Source organism: Rhodococcus sp. Ni2 (genome assembly GCF_021352185.1).
Classification (GTDB): Bacteria; Actinomycetota; Actinomycetes; order Mycobacteriales; family Mycobacteriaceae; genus Rhodococcus_F; species Rhodococcus_F qingshengii.
This window is the reverse complement of the sequence record NZ_WOXZ01000001.1, coordinates 100,044-116,702: the sequence shown is the minus strand read 5'-3', so window position 1 is coordinate 116,702 and position 16,659 is coordinate 100,044. Positions and strand designations below refer to the sequence as shown.

The 16,659-nt window shown below is 60.2% G+C and carries 20 protein-coding genes; 14 read left to right on the top strand and 6 right to left on the bottom strand.

The window, feature by feature from the left end; genetic code table 11:
* Positions 1–6: 6 nt before the first annotated feature.
* Both GN300_RS00570 and GN300_RS00565 read right to left on the bottom strand, forming a co-directional pair.
* Entirely contained in the window at positions 7–918 is a 912-nt protein-coding gene (locus GN300_RS00570) for an acetoacetate decarboxylase family protein (protein ID WP_063316908.1), read from the bottom strand.
* 125 nt (positions 919–1,043) lie between these two features.
* On the bottom strand, positions 1,044–2,336 hold the full coding sequence (locus GN300_RS00565) for an NADH:flavin oxidoreductase/NADH oxidase family protein (protein ID WP_058039358.1): 1,293 nt from the start codon (positions 2,334–2,336) through the stop codon (positions 1,044–1,046).
* Between the two features lie 61 nt (positions 2,337–2,397).
* Here GN300_RS00565 and GN300_RS00560 point away from each other — a divergent pair, with 61 nt between their 5' ends.
* From GN300_RS00560 to GN300_RS00525, 7 genes are all read left to right on the top strand, one after another.
* Entirely contained in the window at positions 2,398–2,973 is a 576-nt protein-coding gene (locus GN300_RS00560; RefSeq protein WP_058039359.1) for a TetR/AcrR family transcriptional regulator, read from the top strand.
* Between the two features lie 35 nt (positions 2,974–3,008).
* Complete coding sequence (locus tag GN300_RS00555; protein WP_063316907.1) at positions 3,009–3,701, top strand: type 1 glutamine amidotransferase domain-containing protein; 693 nt, start codon at positions 3,009–3,011, stop codon at positions 3,699–3,701.
* A gap of 555 nt (positions 3,702–4,256) precedes the next feature.
* A complete protein-coding gene (locus tag GN300_RS00545) occupies positions 4,257–4,625 on the top strand; it encodes a hypothetical protein (RefSeq protein WP_233405553.1) in 369 nt (122 codons plus the stop codon).
* Positions 4,626–4,757: 132 nt separating this feature from the next.
* Positions 4,758–6,410 carry a sodium:solute symporter family protein gene (locus GN300_RS00540; protein WP_172403526.1) on the top strand — a complete coding sequence of 551 codons (1,653 nt, stop codon included), beginning with the start codon at positions 4,758–4,760 and terminating at the stop codon, positions 6,408–6,410.
* A 27-nt stretch (positions 6,411–6,437) separates the two neighbouring features.
* The gene (locus tag GN300_RS00535) at positions 6,438–6,569 is read left to right on the top strand and encodes a putative transporter small subunit (RefSeq protein WP_003941363.1); all 132 of its coding nucleotides are present in this window, start codon (positions 6,438–6,440) and stop codon (positions 6,567–6,569) included.
* Between the two features lie 85 nt (positions 6,570–6,654).
* Positions 6,655–7,116, top strand: a complete 462-nt coding sequence (locus tag GN300_RS00530) for a MarR family winged helix-turn-helix transcriptional regulator (protein WP_003941330.1) — start codon at positions 6,655–6,657, stop codon at positions 7,114–7,116.
* Positions 7,113–8,906 carry a long-chain fatty acid--CoA ligase gene (locus GN300_RS00525; protein WP_030536812.1) on the top strand — a complete coding sequence of 598 codons (1,794 nt, stop codon included), beginning with the start codon at positions 7,113–7,115 and terminating at the stop codon, positions 8,904–8,906. The genes GN300_RS00530 and GN300_RS00525 overlap by 4 nt, the downstream gene beginning before the upstream one ends.
* Here GN300_RS00525 and GN300_RS00520 read toward each other — a convergent pair.
* A complete protein-coding gene (locus GN300_RS00520) occupies positions 8,903–9,283 on the bottom strand; it encodes a helix-turn-helix domain-containing protein (RefSeq protein ID WP_007726046.1) in 381 nt (126 codons plus the stop codon). The two genes, GN300_RS00525 and GN300_RS00520, sit on opposite strands and share 4 nt — an antisense overlap.
* Before the next feature lie 223 nt (positions 9,284–9,506).
* Here GN300_RS00520 and GN300_RS00515 point away from each other — a divergent pair, with 223 nt between their 5' ends.
* From GN300_RS00515 to GN300_RS00505, 3 genes are all read left to right on the top strand, one after another.
* On the top strand, positions 9,507–9,752 hold the full coding sequence (locus tag GN300_RS00515) for a hypothetical protein (RefSeq protein WP_020908376.1): 246 nt from the start codon (positions 9,507–9,509) through the stop codon (positions 9,750–9,752).
* Positions 9,753–9,857: 105 nt separating this feature from the next.
* Positions 9,858–11,447 (top strand): FAD-dependent oxidoreductase, encoded by a 1,590-nt coding sequence (locus GN300_RS00510; protein ID WP_063316905.1) that lies wholly within the window; start codon positions 9,858–9,860, stop codon positions 11,445–11,447.
* Positions 11,444–11,767: a ferredoxin family protein gene (locus GN300_RS00505; RefSeq protein WP_007726052.1), complete on the top strand. Its 324-nt coding sequence runs from the start codon at positions 11,444–11,446 to the stop codon at positions 11,765–11,767. Before GN300_RS00510 ends, GN300_RS00505 begins: the two co-directional genes overlap by 4 nt.
* Here GN300_RS00505 and GN300_RS00500 read toward each other — a convergent pair.
* On the bottom strand, positions 11,757–12,812 hold the full coding sequence (locus GN300_RS00500; RefSeq protein ID WP_003941279.1) for a 2,3-butanediol dehydrogenase: 1,056 nt from the start codon (positions 12,810–12,812) through the stop codon (positions 11,757–11,759). The genes GN300_RS00505 and GN300_RS00500 overlap by 11 nt on opposite strands.
* Positions 12,813–12,988: 176 nt before the next feature.
* On the opposite strand from GN300_RS00500, the gene GN300_RS00495 reads away from it, so the two are divergent.
* The 4 genes from GN300_RS00495 to GN300_RS00480 all read left to right on the top strand — a co-directional run bounded on the left by GN300_RS00495 (position 12,989) and on the right by GN300_RS00480 (position 14,797).
* Positions 12,989–13,483, top strand: a complete 495-nt coding sequence (locus GN300_RS00495) for a DUF3558 domain-containing protein (protein ID WP_197487751.1) — start codon at positions 12,989–12,991, stop codon at positions 13,481–13,483.
* 12 nt (positions 13,484–13,495) lie between these two features.
* Entirely contained in the window at positions 13,496–13,867 is a 372-nt protein-coding gene (locus GN300_RS00490; protein WP_233405630.1) for a hypothetical protein, read from the top strand.
* Positions 13,868–13,935: 68 nt separating this feature from the next.
* Positions 13,936–14,427 (top strand): DUF3558 domain-containing protein, encoded by a 492-nt coding sequence (locus GN300_RS00485; RefSeq protein WP_233405552.1) that lies wholly within the window; start codon positions 13,936–13,938, stop codon positions 14,425–14,427.
* A gap of 43 nt (positions 14,428–14,470) precedes the next feature.
* Positions 14,471–14,797 carry a hypothetical protein gene (locus GN300_RS00480; protein WP_063316902.1) on the top strand — a complete coding sequence of 109 codons (327 nt, stop codon included), beginning with the start codon at positions 14,471–14,473 and terminating at the stop codon, positions 14,795–14,797.
* 1 nt (position 14,798) lies between these two features.
* Here GN300_RS00480 and GN300_RS00475 read toward each other — a convergent pair whose 3' ends face one another.
* Positions 14,799–15,152 (bottom strand): UBP-type zinc finger domain-containing protein, encoded by a 354-nt coding sequence (locus GN300_RS00475; protein ID WP_003941317.1) that lies wholly within the window; start codon positions 15,150–15,152, stop codon positions 14,799–14,801.
* A 70-nt stretch (positions 15,153–15,222) separates the two neighbouring features.
* Positions 15,223–16,659: an ATP-binding protein gene (locus GN300_RS00470; RefSeq protein WP_063316901.1), complete on the bottom strand. Its 1,437-nt coding sequence runs from the start codon at positions 16,657–16,659 to the stop codon at positions 15,223–15,225.

Below are 16,659 nucleotides of genomic sequence, written 5' to 3'. Positions count from 1 at the left end.
GAGGTGTCAGCGAACCGAGACCGGGACCGGCATGTGCAGAGCGGCCTGAGCCGAGGTGGTGGCATCGAATCTGATCGTGCGGATGGGCCGGAGTGCGCGTAGGTCGTCGGACATCCTGCCCTCGCCGAGAGTCAGATCGAATCCGCGAGGAAACAACGACGTTCCGCTGGCGAGGACGTTGGTTTGGTTGAGGGTCGAGTGCCAGGATCCGTCTCGCTTCGTGTACGAGGTGAGGGTGGAGACGTTCGTGCCCGTTTCGAACGTCTTCTGCTCCGGGGTGGGGGCGGAGAAGGCGATGTCGACGCCGCCGTCCGCGTTGGCGATGCGGGCCGTGGTGCGTGCGTGGTCGATGCCGACATCGAGATCGGTGACCCACTTGGGGAACCCGTACCCGTCATGGCCGCGCACCTGGGCGATGTCGGTGTTGACCGGAAGTGAGAGCACATAGGAGTGCAGGTGATCGTCACCGAGGGCGGCAACCAGATCGGCAGCGGCCGTGGTAAGTCCGCCGTGGCGCGCCGGGCGAACCGCCACACCCACAGCCGCCTCGGTGTAGAAATCGATGTCGCACACGTCGTAGCGGAACGCCATCACTGACACCAACCCGAACCCGGGTGCGATTTCCAGCGGCGCCAGCTCCTTTGGGATCCGCTTACGGATCGCCCTGCTCGGGGCCACCATGGTCAAACGCGCGGAGGACATCGCGTAGTAGAAGTTCGGCGTCCTTGTCGTGCCGATCGGCGATTGGACCTGCGTTTTCGGAAGCGTGCGGAAGAAGTCGACACTCGGGACCCGCGGGTCGGCGGCGACCTTGTCGAGCGGCACATCCATCCGGTAGCGGTCGAACAGGCCGTCCTTCGGGATTTCGACGGTCCGGCCGCCCAGATCGACCTTGACGGTTGTCGCTGTGTTCGTCATTTTCATGCTTCCGTTCGTTCTGTCGACCATTCAATGTTTACATTGCTTACATCAGGCTAAGGGTGAATGTAAGCACTGTCAACACTGTCTGGGTTCGCCGCCGAAATGACGGGAAACTGTCCGCATTACCCGATCGAGGGGGTGCGGTGCTGTAACCAGCGGCGATACCGCCGGAGCGCGCGGCGCTGCAGCAGCTGCTCTTTCAATAGTGCGACCACAGGGCTGGCCGTCGGCCGCGTGGACTTGCCTCGGCCTAATCGTCGAAGCTGCTGTCGCACGCGAGCCATGCTCGCCGCCGACGCCATGGCCTTGTCCTTGATGGTCACCGGGGCTAATTCGACGGAGGCTGCGGCATCGAGGCGCCACCGATTCGGCAGATCGGGATCGATCGCCAACGCACTGCCCATGCCGACCAAATCCACACCGCTCGCCAGGACCTGCTCGGCAACAGGTCGCCGAACCACACCGCCGGTCAACATCAACGGCACCGGGCTGGCCTCGGCCAGTTCCTCTGCAAGAGTCAGAAAGTAGGCCTCCCGAGCGAGGGTGCGATCGTCCGGGCCTTGGCCGGTCATGGCCGGTGCTTCGTAGCTCCCTCCGGACAGTTCGACGACGTCGACACCGAGTGGTGCGAGCATGGCGATCACTTGCGCTGCGTCGTCGGAGTCGAATCCTCCGCGCTGGAAATCCGCGGAATTGAGTTTGACGGCAACCGTGAACGTCGGGTCGACAACCCTGCGCACTGTGCGGACGATGTCGAGAAGCAATCGCGCTCGGTTCTCTAGGGTGCCGCCCCATTCGTCGGTGCGCTGATTGACCAACGGAGAGAGAAACTGCGAGAGCAGATAGCCGTGTGCGGCATGGATTTCCACGCCGTCGAAACCAGCTTCCTCTGCGCGACGTGCTGCTGTTGCGAAACGGTTGACGGTGTCGTTTATCTGCCGTGCGGTCATGGCCTGGGGATGCGCAAATCGCTTGCTGTTCTTGCCGAGTTCGACGCGAGTGGCCGACGGAGACCATGCGACACCGGGCATGTCGGCTTGAATCTGCCGACCGGGGTGATTGATCTGCATCCACACTTTCGCACCTCCGCCCTGTGCGGCATCCGCCCATTCGCGGAACGGCCCGATTGGGGATTGTGCGTCGAGAACGACGCCGGCCGGCCCGGTCAGCGCCTCCGCGTGAACCATGACGTTGCCGGTGATGATCGTTCCCACCCCTCCTCGGCTCCAGCGGTGGTACAGCTCGAACAGCTCTTTGCCGGGGAGCTGTCCAGCTGCGGCCATGTTCTCCTCCATGGCTGCCTTGACCATCCGGTTGGGGAGTGTCGCCCCACTGGGAAGAGTGAACGGGGCGAAGACCGGAGAGACTGTGCTGTCAGTCTCCAACTTGTCGGGTGCAGGGTCGGTGAATGGCATCGGCGCTCCTGAATGCGGTATGTTTACATTGCTCACATGAGCGTAGAAAGGAAAGTTAACGGTGTCAACATCAGTCAAGGGTGGCTACCATCACGGTGATCTGAAGGCCTCGCTGCTGGCGTCGGCGATGCGCATGCTCGAGGCAGGTGAGCCGTTTTCGATGCGCGCGATCGCGCGCGAGGTCGGTGTGTCGGCGACTGCGCCGTACCGACATTTCGCTGATCGTGAAGCGCTCGAATCTGCTCTCGCCGCGCAAGGGTTGCGCGATCTGAAGGCGGACCTGACAGACGGCCGCGAGCTACCGTCGACGTCGGCGGATCTTGCCGAATTCGCAGTCGCCTACGTCGAGTTCGCGCTGCGGCGACCGGCGCTCTTCCGGTTGATGTTCGGCAACGAGTGCGACACGGGTAACGACGAGCGCGTGCAAGCGGCTGGAGAGATTCATCTGCTGATGCAGATGGGGATGACGCTTGTCTTTCCTGATGCAGATTCCGAGGCGTTGGCATCGGCGGCATGGGCATTGGCGCACGGTTTGGCTTGTCTGCATCTCGACGGCAAAATGTCGACGGCCACGGCCGGTGAGGCTGCAGATCGGGTGCGAGCAGCTTTTGCTGCGATTCTGGCGGTACAAGGGTGAGATCCACTGACCAAAGCGATCGAGAGAAGAGTTCGATGACCAAGCGAATCTTGAACGTAGTCACCAACGTCGGCCACTACGACGATCCGTCTCATAAGACCGGGTTGTGGCTGTCCGAGCTCAGCCATGCCTGGCAGGTTTTCGACGACCACGGTTTCGAGCAGACTTTAGTCAGCCCCGAGGGCGGAGCGGTGCCCTTGGAACCGCGATCGCTCAAGTTCCCGAACTACGACAAGAGCGCAAAGGCATGGCGGTCCGACCCTGCTCGGATGGCGCTACTCGACTCCACCGCCAGCCCCGAACAGGTCGACTCCGCTGACTACGATGCGATCTTCTTCACCGGCGGGCATGCAGTCATGTACGACTTTCCCGGTAGCGAAGGTCTGCAACGCATCACCCGGGAAATCTTCGAACGCGGCGGGATCGTGTCGTCGGTGTGCCACGGGTACTGCGGAATTCTCGACACCACACTGTCCGACGGCAGCTACCTCATCGCCGGCCGCAAACTCACCGGATTCGCCTGGCGCGAGGAAAAACTCGCCCGCGTCGACAAACTCGTACCCTACAACGCCGAGGAAAAAGCCAAAGCGCGTGGTGCACTGTACGAAAAGGCGAAACTGCCCTTCGTGTCCTACGCAGTCGTCGACGGAAACCTCGTCACCGGCCAGAACCCAGGATCCGCAAAGGAAACCGCAGAGAAAATTGCAGACCTCCTGCTGAAGGCCTAGCGGAGCTCTCGATGGCGACCGTCCTGGACCGAACGGAGGGGCGTCGAGATTGTGTGCTCAACGCCGATGGCGACTAGCTGCCCAGCCCGGCGTGCACGGTCTCGGTTGCGGCGCTGTCAAATTGCCCTAACTGACAGGTTCATGTCGATTCATTCGAGAAGAGCCAAACTGTTGTAGCTCAGCAGAAAACCATCCGAAATATTTCACCGATAACTTATAATATGTCGGTCTAGAGACGAAAGTTTTTGCACGGCAACTAAGTACGTAGCCAGTAAACGTACACCGTCAGTATCGAGTGGCAGCGTCGCTACCAGAGTGAGAGCGGACGTCCTGCAGCCTCGGCCGCAGCGATGCGCTCTTCGACCGTGTCGACGTCCAAGTTCTGTTCGATCCCGATACGGATCGCGGCAGCGATGGCACGAGTGCGACCCGCGGGTCCTCGAACGTCGGCGAGTGGGCTGGCGATGTTGCGTCGCCGGAGCTCGTGTTCACGCCTGCCCGGCGGCCGGCCACCTTCGGTGTCCCCCGAAACGAACTCCGCTGCGCTGCGTCCTGATGAAGAACATCTTTATTGTTCTCCTTCTGGCCTTCCGATTCTTGTCGGCGGTGACCTGCGCGCAACCCCTGGCGGCGCAAGCGCCGGCCGATGGCTCCGAGAAATTTTCGTCACTCGCACGCTCCCGCCGAAATTTTCTCGGCCCAGGGGTGGCACTCCGGCCCCCTCATGCCGACGCGATTCTCCTTTGCCAGCAGGCGAAAAAATTCGGGTGGGAAATTATCGGAGTTTTTGTTCGAAATTGCCATCATGCTATGGTCGATTCTCAGTTGTTGAATTGCGTGGTCGAGCCAAAAGCTTGCGCAGAAGAATTATTTTGTGGAGGTTGGGTTTCCGAAAAGACGAAGTGCGTGTTGCTAGTCAATTGAATATGTGACCGGTGTTGGTATGACGGTCGCTCCTAGGGCGTGCAGAAACGAAGCGCAAAGCTCCTGAACAGGGGTTTTGTGCTTTGTTCTGCCGATTATGTGCGAAGGATGTGGCATGTGACGGGGTCCGACATGGTCCAGTTCAGTACCTTGGTAATTGTTTCACTGCTTGTTGCTTTTTATGGTGGAACATTTCTGATTTCTCTTCGTATCGGAAAGAAGCAGGAAAATGCCGACGGTTTTATGACCGCCGGAAATAAGTTAGGATTTGGTGTTTCGGCCGCGAGTATGACGGCCACCTGGATTTGGGCGTCGTCGATGTATGCATCTGCCACTTCTGGTTACACCTATGGAATCTCTGGCCCCATTCACTACGGTTTATGGGGTGCGTTGATGATTCTCTTCATTTATCCGTTTGGCCAGCGAATTCGCAAAGTAGCGCCGAAAGCCCACACCCTGGCTGAGGTCATGTACGCGCGGCACGGACGCTCGAGTCAGCTGATGCTCGCGGGCTCCAATATCGTCGGCAGTCTCATCAGTTTGATGTCGAACTTCCTCGCTGGTGGTCTGCTGATCGCGTTGCTTTCGCCGTTCAACTTCATCCAGGGTGTGTTCATCGTTGCGCTGGGCGTTTTGCTGTACACGTTGTGGTCGGGCTTCCGCGCTTCGGTGTTGACCGACTTCGTTCAGCTGATCGGAATGCTCGGTGCGGTAGCGGTTTTGGTGCCGTTCATCTTCTTTGCGGCAGGGTTCCCGGCAGCCTTCGAATCCGGGGCAGTCAACCTTACTGCTGAGCACGGCAACTTCTTCTCGAGCGTTGCCTTCTTCGAGCAGGGCGCGCCGTACATCGCGGCAGTTCTTGCCTACGCAATCGGCAACCAGACCATTGCCCAACGTCTGTTCGCGGTCCGCGAAGACCTGATCAAGCCCACCTTCATCACCGCAACCGTCGGATACGGCGCAACGGTCATTGGTGTCGGAATGCTGGGTGTTCTTGCGCTGTACCTCGGAATCGAGCCGATGGATGGTGACGTCAACAATCTGATTCCGCAGATGGCCGCGTCGTACCTGCCCGGAATTTTGCTGGCTGTCTTCTTTGTCATGATCATCGGCGCGCTGTCATCGACGGCGGACTCGGACCTTGCTGCGCTCTCGTCCATCGTGATGACCGACGTTTACGGCCAAGCCGTCGCAGGCAAGGCTGATGCGAACCCTCGACGGATGCTGCTCATCGGCCGAGTAACGATGATTGTTGCCACGGCGGCGGCTATCTCCTTGGCAAGTCTGCAATTGAGCATTCTGGATCTGTTGGTGTTCGTCGGCGCGCTGTGGGGCGCTTTGGTGTTCCCGGTTATTGCGAGCTTCTACTGGGGCAAGGTCACCAACAAAGCCTTCACTGTGTCGGTGCTGGTGGCTCTTGCTGCCTTCTTGCCCGTCCGATTCAGTTGGGTGCCGATGGATGGGATGTTCGGGATACTCTCCGACATCGTCGCCGTTGTCGGTATCGGAGTGGTGCTGGGGCTCATGACATTTGGATTCTTCGGTCTGAAGGTTGCGCAGATCGTCGGTGGCCTGGCGATCGTGCTGTCCGCGCCGTTCGCAATCGGCTTCCTCCACGACTACCCAACGCTCAGCGGATCTTTGGTGGCCTATGCCGTCAGTACCGTCGTGTGCTTTGCGATGTCCGTCAATCAGCGTGAGACGTTCGATTTCGAACTGATCAAGCAGCGGACGGGAGACTTCGACGATGACGAGCTTCCTGCCGTGGGAGCGTCCGGAAAGTAACCGTCGAGACAAGTGGAAGGAATACGAATGAGTACAGCTCTACTGACCATTTATGTTCTGATCTGGCCGGCGTTGGTCTTGGTCGTGCTGGGAGTCATCAGCAAGGGATTCTTCAAGGATTGGGCAACTGCTCGCCGCAACGGTGAGGATCTGGTCTAACTTTTCACGCCGCCACCGACGGACTTCTTGTCGGTGGCGGCGGTCATATTGCAATCGGGACTGGGGGCAGCGTTATAGTTGCCCAGTGCAACACGACGGAGCAATGGCGCTCACCGGTCCACCAGCCGTTCATGACGAGCTGGTGCACCTGACGCGGCAGTTGATGACGGGGGATCGGCATTCCGATGACCACCCGTCGATCGCCCAGCATTCGTTCCTCTCCTTCATCGGCCGCAATGACGGATGCAAGGCCACGGAGATCTCCGAAGTCTTCGGCGTCAACCGCTCGACCATCTCGCGCCAAGTGCGCGGGTGCATCGAGGCAGGCTGGGTATATGCCGATCCGGGATCCGTTCGTCAGGGCAATCCGCTGCACCTCACGGAGGCTGGCCGCAAATACCTCGACGCCGCCGACGCGCGTCGGCTCGACCAAGTCGCCGGCAGGCTGCACGATTGGACCGAGTCCGAGGTCGCAGACTTCGCCCGCGCACTCCACCGCTTCAGAATCAGCATCGAATCGCAGACCAACGGAGATGACACCCTGTGAGTGAGTACAGCGCCAAAGCCCAGTTCACCATCTCCGACAATGAGTCCGTGGTGCACACCGTCTTCACTCACGCCGAGCGCACGCCCGAACTGACGGTGTTCTCCCGCCCCAAGGGAGAGGGTTGGGTAGACGTCACAGCCAAAGAGTTCGCCGAGCAGGTCACCGGCGTCGCAAACGGTCTCATTGCAGCCGGGGTGCAGGCAGGCGACCGCGTCGCACTCCTCTCCGCGACCCGATACGAGTGGACGCTCTTCGACTTCGCCATCTGGGCTGCCGGCGCCGCTACCGTTCCGATCTACGACTCGTCGTCTCAGGGGCAGGTCAGCTGGATCCTCGAAGACTCCGAGGCCGTCATCGCGATCGTCGAAACCGGCGCGCACGAGCAGCTGTTCCAGGACGCGCCAAGCTCTCTCAAGGCCGTCATGCAGATCGACGACGGAGCAGTCGAAAAGCTGACCGCACAGGGCGCCGACGTTGACGATACCGAGTTGAAGAAGCGACTCGCGGGCATCAAGGCCGACGATCTGGCGTCACTCGTCTACACCTCCGGCACCACAGGCCGTCCCAAGGGATGCATCCTCACGCATCGTAACTTCCTGTCCGAGGTGCGCGGGATTCTCACGGCATCGATCGGCAAGGTGGCGGTTCCGGGAAACCGAGTCCTGACCTTCCTCCCGCTCGCGCACGTACTGGCCCGCGCGGTGTCCCTTGCGACGTTCGAAGCTGGTGCGTCGCAGGCGCACTGGTCCGACTTTGCCACCATCACAACGCAATTCGAGCGCTATAAGCCCAACACCATCCTCGGTGTTCCGCGTGTCTTCGAAAAAGTTCGTGACGGCGCAGCACGCAAGGCGGAATCCGGTGGAAAGATTCCCGGCGCGATCTTCGCCTTCGCAGAAGCCACTGCAAAGGAGTACAGCCAGGCTCTCGACAAGGGCGGTCCCTCGCTGATCCTGAAGGTGAAGCACGCAGTGGCAGACAAGCTCGTGTACTCGAAACTTCGCGCGGCTCTCGGCGGCGAGTGCTGGTTCGCGATCTCCGGCGGCGGCGCCCTCACTCCTGAGCTGGGGCACTTCTTCCGTGGGCTCGGAGTTCCGATCTACGAAGGCTATGGCCTCACCGAAACCACAGCAGCGCACTGCGTCAACGTCCCGGGTGCTCAGAAGATCGGAACCGTCGGACAGCCGATGGGCGGCAACGGGGTTCGCATCGCCGAGGATGGCGAGATCGAACTCAACGGTGGAGTCGTCTTCAAGGGATACTGGAAGAACGACAAGGCCACCGAAGAGACATTCGTCAACGGCTGGATGCGAACCGGTGATCTCGGTGAACTCGACAGCGAAGGTTACCTTTCCATCACCGGACGCAAGAAGGATCTTCTGGTGACGGCGGGCGGCAAGAACGTCTCGCCCGGCCCGATGGAAGACCGTATCCGTTCGCATTCCATCGTCTCGCAGGCAGTCGTCGTCGGCGACGGGAAGACCTACATCACGGCGTTGCTGACCGTCGACCCCGAGGTGTTCGAGAAGTGGAAGGCGGAGAACGGCAAGCCTTCTGGTGCCACCGTCGCCGAACTACGTGACGACAAGGACCTTCGAGCGGAGCTGCAGAAGGCCGTCGACGACGCCAATGCCGCTGTCTCACATGCAGAGTCGATCAAGAAGTTCGTCATTCTCGATCGCGATCTGACCGAGGAAGACGGTGAGATGACAGCGACGCTCAAGATCAAGCGCAATGTCGTCGTCGATCGGTTCTCGAAAGAGATCGAAGGAATGTACGCGAAGAGCTAGGCGCGTTTGGGGAACTGCTCGCGGTAAGCCATCACGTCGTCGAGGCGGAACCTGCGGTGGGTGCCGCGTAGTTCGATCGGGAGTTTCCCGGCGTCGGCGAGTTTGCGCACATACGTGTCCGAAACGCCGAGGATCTCTGCTGCCTGCGAGGTGGTGAGGAGCTCTGCGACTGGCCCGAGGGCGACGCTGTCCCCGGCAGCGAGGTAGGTCAGGAGCTGCACGACGGCGTCGCCGACCGACGGTGGAATCTCGATCCGGACGCCGTCGAACACCAGCGTGGTCGTGTCCGTCGAGGTTGCGGCTCTCTGGGTCAGGGCCGTTTTGATTCGCTCGGCAGCATCGCCGTCGACTGCGGAAACGATGTGGTCGATGCTCACGCGGTATATCTCCGATCGAAGGCAGTGTTTCGCAAGCATAGACAGCGACAGTGTCCGTCGGCACGCTGGCTAGCGCCGTGTGCGTTGCATTACATGAGTGCCGTGAGTGGAAAACTATTTACCCACGTAGATCGGAATTCGAAGGGTTTGGCGCCCAAAGATATTCGACTCGACGCATATGTAACTCACCAAATTTGGTGTACCCGCAAGTAACATCCTGAGCGTGGCTAGACGATCGGTAACGGTGAGATTCGACGTAGAGGAACTGAGGGCCCTAGAGACCCTCCAAGAGCTCACGGGCGCGGACATTTCCAGCGTCATTCGTGAAGCTGTGATCGAGCATGCTCGTCGATGCGTTGCACAGGGAAAGCCCCGCGACATCGCCGAGCGACGCAAATCGCTGACCTTGCAGGAAGCCTTCGCCAAGTACTCCGCGTTGTGCACCGACGAGGAGCGGGAAGCGTCGTAGCGACCGGTTGAGTTCACAGTGATTCTGACTGTGGCGCTGCGTAGTTCGTTCGAGGAATATTGCGGCAACAGAAGTGTTGCGTAGACCTCTGACAGGAGCTGGCCAGTGACGGACGTCCTCGAACTCTCCACCGATGTATTGGTGAACGGTGGTGGCCCCGCCGGCGCATGGGCAGCGTTGCGCGCGGCCAAGGCCGGTGCAGACGTCGTCCTGGTCGACAAGGGCTACTGCGGAACGAGCGGCGCAACGGCCCCCTCCGGAACAGGTGTTTGGTACGTCGAACCGGATACGACTGCCCGTGAGCGGGCGAAGGCCGGTCGTGAGGCGCTCGGCGGATATCTTGCAGACCACCATTGGATGGACCGCGTTCTCGAGCAGACCTACTCCAACATGGATCTCCTCGCGGTGGAGGGCAGATATCCGTTCCCCATCGACCCCAGCACGGGCAAGCAGATCCGTACCGGCTTGCAGGGACCTGAGTACATGCGACGGATGCGCACCTGGATTCGTCGAGCCGGGGTGCGGATCCTCGACCATTCGCCGGCACTGGAGTTGTTGGTGGACGACGCCGGGCGAGTTCGCGGAGCGGCGGGCTACCAACGCCACGAGCAACAGGATTACCGAGTCTCGGCAGGCGCGGTAGTTGTCGCCAGCGGAGGTTGTGCGTTTCTGTCCGGTGCGTTGGGTACCAACGTCGATACCGGTGACGGTGCATTGATGGCAGCCGAAGTCGGAGCGGAGTTCTCTGGGATGGAGTTCTCCAACGCGTACGGAATCGCAGCGGCCGGATCGACGATCACCAAGACGGCTTACTACGCGTACGCGACGTTCTTTCACGCAGACGGAAGCGTGCTCGAAGGGGCCGGTTCGGCGAAGGGGAGGTCCGTCATCGCCAGCACGTTGCGGAACGAGCCGGTCTTCGCGCAGATCGATCGGGCCGACGCTGATGTACAGCGTCGAATGAGGCTGGGGCAACCCAACTTCTTCCTGCAATTCGATCGCCGCGGAATCGATCCCTTCACCGACAAATTCGAGGTCGGCATGCTCGCTGAAGGCACGGTGCGCGGCACTGGGGGAATCAACGTCGTCGATGACGATTGCGCGTCATCCGTTCCAGGACTGTTTGCCGCCGGGGACGCTGCAACCCGAGAGCGAATCTGCGGAGGGTTTACCGGCGGGGGAAGTCACAACGCAGCTTGGGCGATGTCTTCTGGTTCGTGGGCGGGAACCGGTGCTGCGCGCTATGCGCTGTCGGCCGGACGCGGGTCTGCCAGTGTTCTTCGCGGAGCCGGAACCGTCGGATTGCGTAATCCTGTACGTACCGGGTTTACTGCCGACGATGTGGTGAAAGCTGCTCAGGCGCAGCTGATTCCCTTCGACAAGAACTACCTCCGCAGCGGTGATCGAGTATCCGCAGCGCTCGGTGAGCTCGAATCGCTGTGGGGTGCAGTGAGTGCGGATCTGGGCGCGGATCCAGCAGGTCGGATGGCGGCGCGGCAGGCTGCCGCGATCACGGCCGTCGGTCGCTGGATGTACCACTCGACGTTGGCGCGGACCGAGACTCGGGGAATGAGCAAGCGTGACGATTATCCCGAACTCGATGGAACGCAGCATCATCACGTTCTCACCGGAGGTTTGGATTCGGTGTGGACCCGAACGTCGGAACCTGTCGGGTCTGCATTGGTGGCGTCATGATCGAGCTGGTGTCCGCGCCTGACTGCATCGGTTGCGACAAGTGCGTAGACGTTTGTCCTACAGATGTTTTCGACCGGACGCCCTCGGGCGTCCCGGTGATTGCGCGCCAATCGGATTGCCAGACCTGCTTCATGTGCGAGGCATATTGCCCGACGGATGCGTTGTATGTGCATCCGCAATCCACACCGTTGGAAACGGCCGATGTGATCGAGGACGATCACATCGGCCGCTACCGAGAGAAGATCGGATGGGGCAAGGGGCGGGCACCAGGGTCGCTGACCGCGGTGGGTCCCGAGGTGCCCCGTCCGGTCACGACCTGACGAGAATCTTGACCGCAGTGTCGTTGTGCTCGATCAGAGTGGTGAATCCTTCGGAGATCAACTCTTCGAGCTGAATACGACCGGTGATGAATGGCGCCAGATCGACGACACCGTCCTGGACCATCTTGATGACCGCTTCATGGTCACGGACGTACGCGATGGTTCCGCGTAGATCGATCTCCTTGAGGACCAGCTTCTGCATGTCGATGGTCGCGGGCTTGCCCCAAATCGACACGTTGACAACAACTCCAGCAGGCCTGACCGTGTCGAGCATGGTGTCGAGTACTGCGTTGACACCTGCGCACTCGAAACCGATGTCTGCGCCGATGCCTCCGCTGAGTTCGAGGACGCGCGCTTTGACGTCTTCGGTGGTGGGATCGATGACGTAGTCGGCGACTCCACTGGAGAGGGCCTTGGCTTTGCGGGCTTCGCTGAGTTCGGTGACGATCGTCGTGACACCCAGACCCTTGAGGACTGCCGCAACGAGGAGTCCGATTGGTCCGGCTCCGCCCACGATGGCGACGTTGCCGCTTTCGGCACCACTGCGTACGACTGCGTGATGGGCGACGCTCAACGGTTCGATGAGGGCTGCCTCGTCGAGCGGGATGTTGCCGATCTTGTGGATCCAGCGACGGTCGACGACTACCTTCTCGCTGAGCCCGCCACCTCCGCCGGCCAAGCCGATGAACCCCATCTTCGTACACAGGTGGTAGTTGCCCGCCTTGCACGGGGCGCACTCGTTGCAGACGAAGTACGGCTCGACGACAACATTTTCGCCGACCTCGACGTCCGTGACACCTTCGCCGACCTCTTCGACGGTGCCGGAGAACTCGTGGCCCATCGTGACCGGCGCATTCTCGTGTGAGAGTGGATGCGGGTGTCCGGGTGCGGAGATGAAGATCGGTCCCTCGAGGTACTCGTGGAGATCGGTGCCGCAGATTCCGCACCATGCGACCTTCAGCTTGACTGTTCCTGGCCGCAATTCGGGCTCAGGGATCTCTTCGATCCGGATGTCTTTCTGCCCGTGGAACCGTGCTGCCTTCATTGATCCGCACCTCACTTCGTTGTGAATCCCCTGGTAGATCGACGCTAGGCCGATTATCGGCGTGGGTGAAGGGTTGCAACGGAATGCAATGTCGTGGAACCGACCTGTGCTGGGGAGCGTCCAATACTGTGAGCGGGTCGCGAATCAGGGGGAGTGCTGTGGGAGTGAGGGGTGCAGTGGTCTTGGTCGCGGCCACGCTGTTGGTTGGGGGTTGTTCCTCGACGGTCGAGGGGCATGCAGTACGAGCCGACGAGGCTGTTGGGCTATTTGACCCTTGTAGCGGCATTAGCGACAGCGCCTTGCGGTATGTCGGCGTTGATCCGGCGACTGAGGAAGGCGGGATTCTTGGAGTTCAGATTCGACGATTTGAAATCTGCTCATGGGATGGGACGGGAATCTCGCTGAGCGTCTGGTCAACTGACCACACTCTCGACGAAGTCGAAGCGAACACCAACAATGCCGATGTAAGGGCTGCGAGTGTTCATGGCGGCCCTGCTATCAAATTCGGGCAGCGTGACGATGCGACCGGACAGATTTGCTCAGTAGCTTGGCCGACCAATCAGGGGGTGCTGATCGTTCGGATCGCCCCAGATTTCGGTGAGACGCCGATCGACCCGTGTGACCTCGCCTCGACGATTACCGACAAACTCTTCCCGGAGCTCCCCAGATGAATCGCTCGCTTGATGAAGGTGGTGCTACGCATGGGTTCAAATGAGGACTCCGGGACCGAGGTTTCGTTCTCGCTGGATCCGGACACGGCGCGATTGCTAGTTACGGCATGCGGCGAATACCAAATGACGTTGGAGCATTTGTCTGTTGCTGCTGCGAAACTGAGTTGGGTTGGTGGTTTAGGGACGCTCGCATCAGGTCGAGCGCTTCAGACGAAGTTCGAGGAGAAGGCCGTCGGTGGCCACGACGCGCTGGTCGATGTGTTGGCGAGTCATATCGCGGTCGTGGAGGCAATGCAGGCTCAGTTTCAAGCCTGCATCGACAACGCATTGGATCAGGAGTCGTCGAATGTTTCGACTTTGAGGTCGGTCGACCTGCCAAATTGAGGCAGCGAAGTGTCGCTGGAGTGTCCGGGCAGCGAATGAGGGGGAGTGCTGTGGGAGTGAGGGGTGGAGTGGTCTTGGTCGCGGCCGCGCTGTTGGTTGGGGGTTGTTCCTCGACGGTCGAGGGCGAGGCATTCCCTGTCGATGTGATTGGGATGTTTGATCCGTGTGAGGTTCTCAGCAATGAGGAATTGGAGAAAGTCGGAGTTGACCCGGCAACAAAAGAGGTTGACATCGTTGACACGCATATCGATGGTTTCAACATTTGCTCGTGGAACGGTGAGTGGTACTTCTTGTCTCTGACATCGACCGATCATTCGCTCGTAGAGGTCGAACAGAATCCAGTCATGCGCGACCTTCATCGAGCCCAAATCGCCGGGCGCGACGTTCTGAAATACCAGGAACGCAATGACAAAACAGATTCTGCTTGCAACGTCGCCTTCGCGACCTCTCAATCCACTGCGTTGATCCGCGTCGGCGCCAAGGTCGGTGTGGCGCGCCCCGAGACGCCGTGCACGCTGGTGGAACGAATTTCCGAGACAGTGATTCCATTGCTCCCGTGACAGCGGTCCTGATTGCAGCTTCACCCTCGAACACAGGAGTTACATGTCGAATTTGTATCTCGATGCCAAAGTCGCCGGCGAGCTGATCGCGGCTTGCGCTGAACTCCGCGCGCAGTTCGAGGCAGCATTGAACTCCGCCGCACTACTCGGTCAATTGACAGGGTTTGGAACCCTAGGATCCGCACAGGCGCTACAGGCTAAGTTCGAGGAAAAGGCGGTTGGCGGCCCGGATGCGCTCGTCGATGTGTTGGCGAGTCATATCGCGGTCGTGGAGGCAATGCAGGCTCAGTTTCAAGCCTGCATCGACAACGCATTGGATCAGGAGTCGTCGAACGCCTCGACTTTGAGGTCGATCGACCAACCGAACTGAGTCAGTGGATGTGTTGCTGCCAATCGGCTGGGACACGACCCTTAGGTCCCGGCGTCGGCTGATCTACGGGATGTGAAGTGGGCGCCGCCAATTCAGGTCCGTCGTACGCCTCGTTGGTTTCGAAGCTCCAGAACCAATCCTCACCGGGTTCGTAGCTCTGCATGAACGGATGCTTTGTCGAGGCCGCATGCTTGCTCGCGTGCTGTGACGGTGACGAGTCGCAACAACCGACGTGCCCGCACTGCGCGCATCGACGCAGGTGCACCCACCAGCCGCCGCTCGCATCGCATTCAACGCATCCCGCGCCACTGGGCGGCACGCTCGGATCGATCCCCGCTGGAAGTCCGTCGGTCATGGTCCACCCTCTCGCTGACTGAAGTCGGTCATTTCATCGTGCGCTTTGCCTACCGGCCGTGCAAGGGCGACTAGTCGTCGCGCGTATCCCGCGGTGGGCCCGCGATTGGCAACAAAACTCTGAACCGGGTGTTACCGGGCTCAGACGTGACCCGCAGCTCACCACGATGCTTGCCGACCACAATTCGCCACGAAATATCAAGGCCGAGACCGGTTCCCTCACCGACAGGCTTAGTCGTGAAGAAGGGTTCGAAGATCCTGTCGATGACGTCATCGGGAATCCCGGCGCCGGTGTCGCAGATCTCGATGCACACGCGGTCGCCATCGCGGCTTGTCCGAACGGTGAGTGTTCCCGATCCGTCCATGGCAGACACCGCATTGTCGATGAGGTTGGTCCACACCTGATTGAGTTCGGCGGCGTAGGCGTCGATCGGAGGCAACGCAAGGTCGTACTCCTTGACGACTTCCATTCCGCTTCCGATCTTTTGCCCCAACATGATCAACGTGCTGTCAAGCAATTCGTGGACATCGATGGTCTGGAAGGGTGCGCGGTCCATCTGAGAATACTGTTTGGCTGCACCGACGAGAGTCGAAATCCTCGTTGTGGAGTCGGCGATCTCGTTCATCAGGAGTTCGGATTCGATGGTGTAATTCAGCCAGCGAATTGCGCCTTCGAGTACGGACTCGTCAACGGCTGCAGCAACATTCTCGAGCCAAGCGGTGTCGAGACCAGCTTGCACGAAGGTCGGAGCCAGATCCCAACCTTCTCGAATCGAATGATCCTCGAACCATTCACCCAACGAATCCTCTCGATCCGAGGCTTCGAGGGGAGTGAGCGTCGGCGCCTTGGCGACAACCTCTGCAACTTCCTCTTGAAGTCGCATGAGAGTGACGAGGGCATCGCGGTCGTAGGTGCCCGATGCAACCATTCCCAGTTTGTGACGCATACCTGCAACACGCTCACGCAACGACGCCGTCGCTCGAACCGCCGCAGCTGCAGGGTTGTTGAGCTCGTGAGTCAATCCCGCCGACAGTGATCCAAGCGCCAATAGCCGTTCTCGTTGGTCGATGATCTGCTGGGTGTTCTTCTTGCCGAAGAAAACACCTTCGAGTAGATGAACCGCCATCGGAAACCACTCGCGCATCGCATTGCCGAATTTGTCGGCGTCCAGGACGAAAAACGTCGAGGGCGTCGTCACCCGCATCGAACCGGCGTACACCTGCGGTACCCGATCGCCGAGATACGCCGTCCATCCTCCCGAGTAGACGCCGCGCTGGGTGGTCCTGTTGATCTCGATGTCTTCGCCGCCCGACAGCTTGGACAGCACCACCTCGCCCTCGATGAGGACGTAGAAGCAGGTGGCAGGCTCACCTTCGAGGTAGACCTGACCTCGATCGATCTCGGTGATATGGCCTGCCTGGCAGAGTGATTCGAGCTGATCGTCGGTGAGCTTCTCGAACAGGAACAGGGTGCGGAGCAAGTCTGGGCTGCATTCAGGAATGGACAT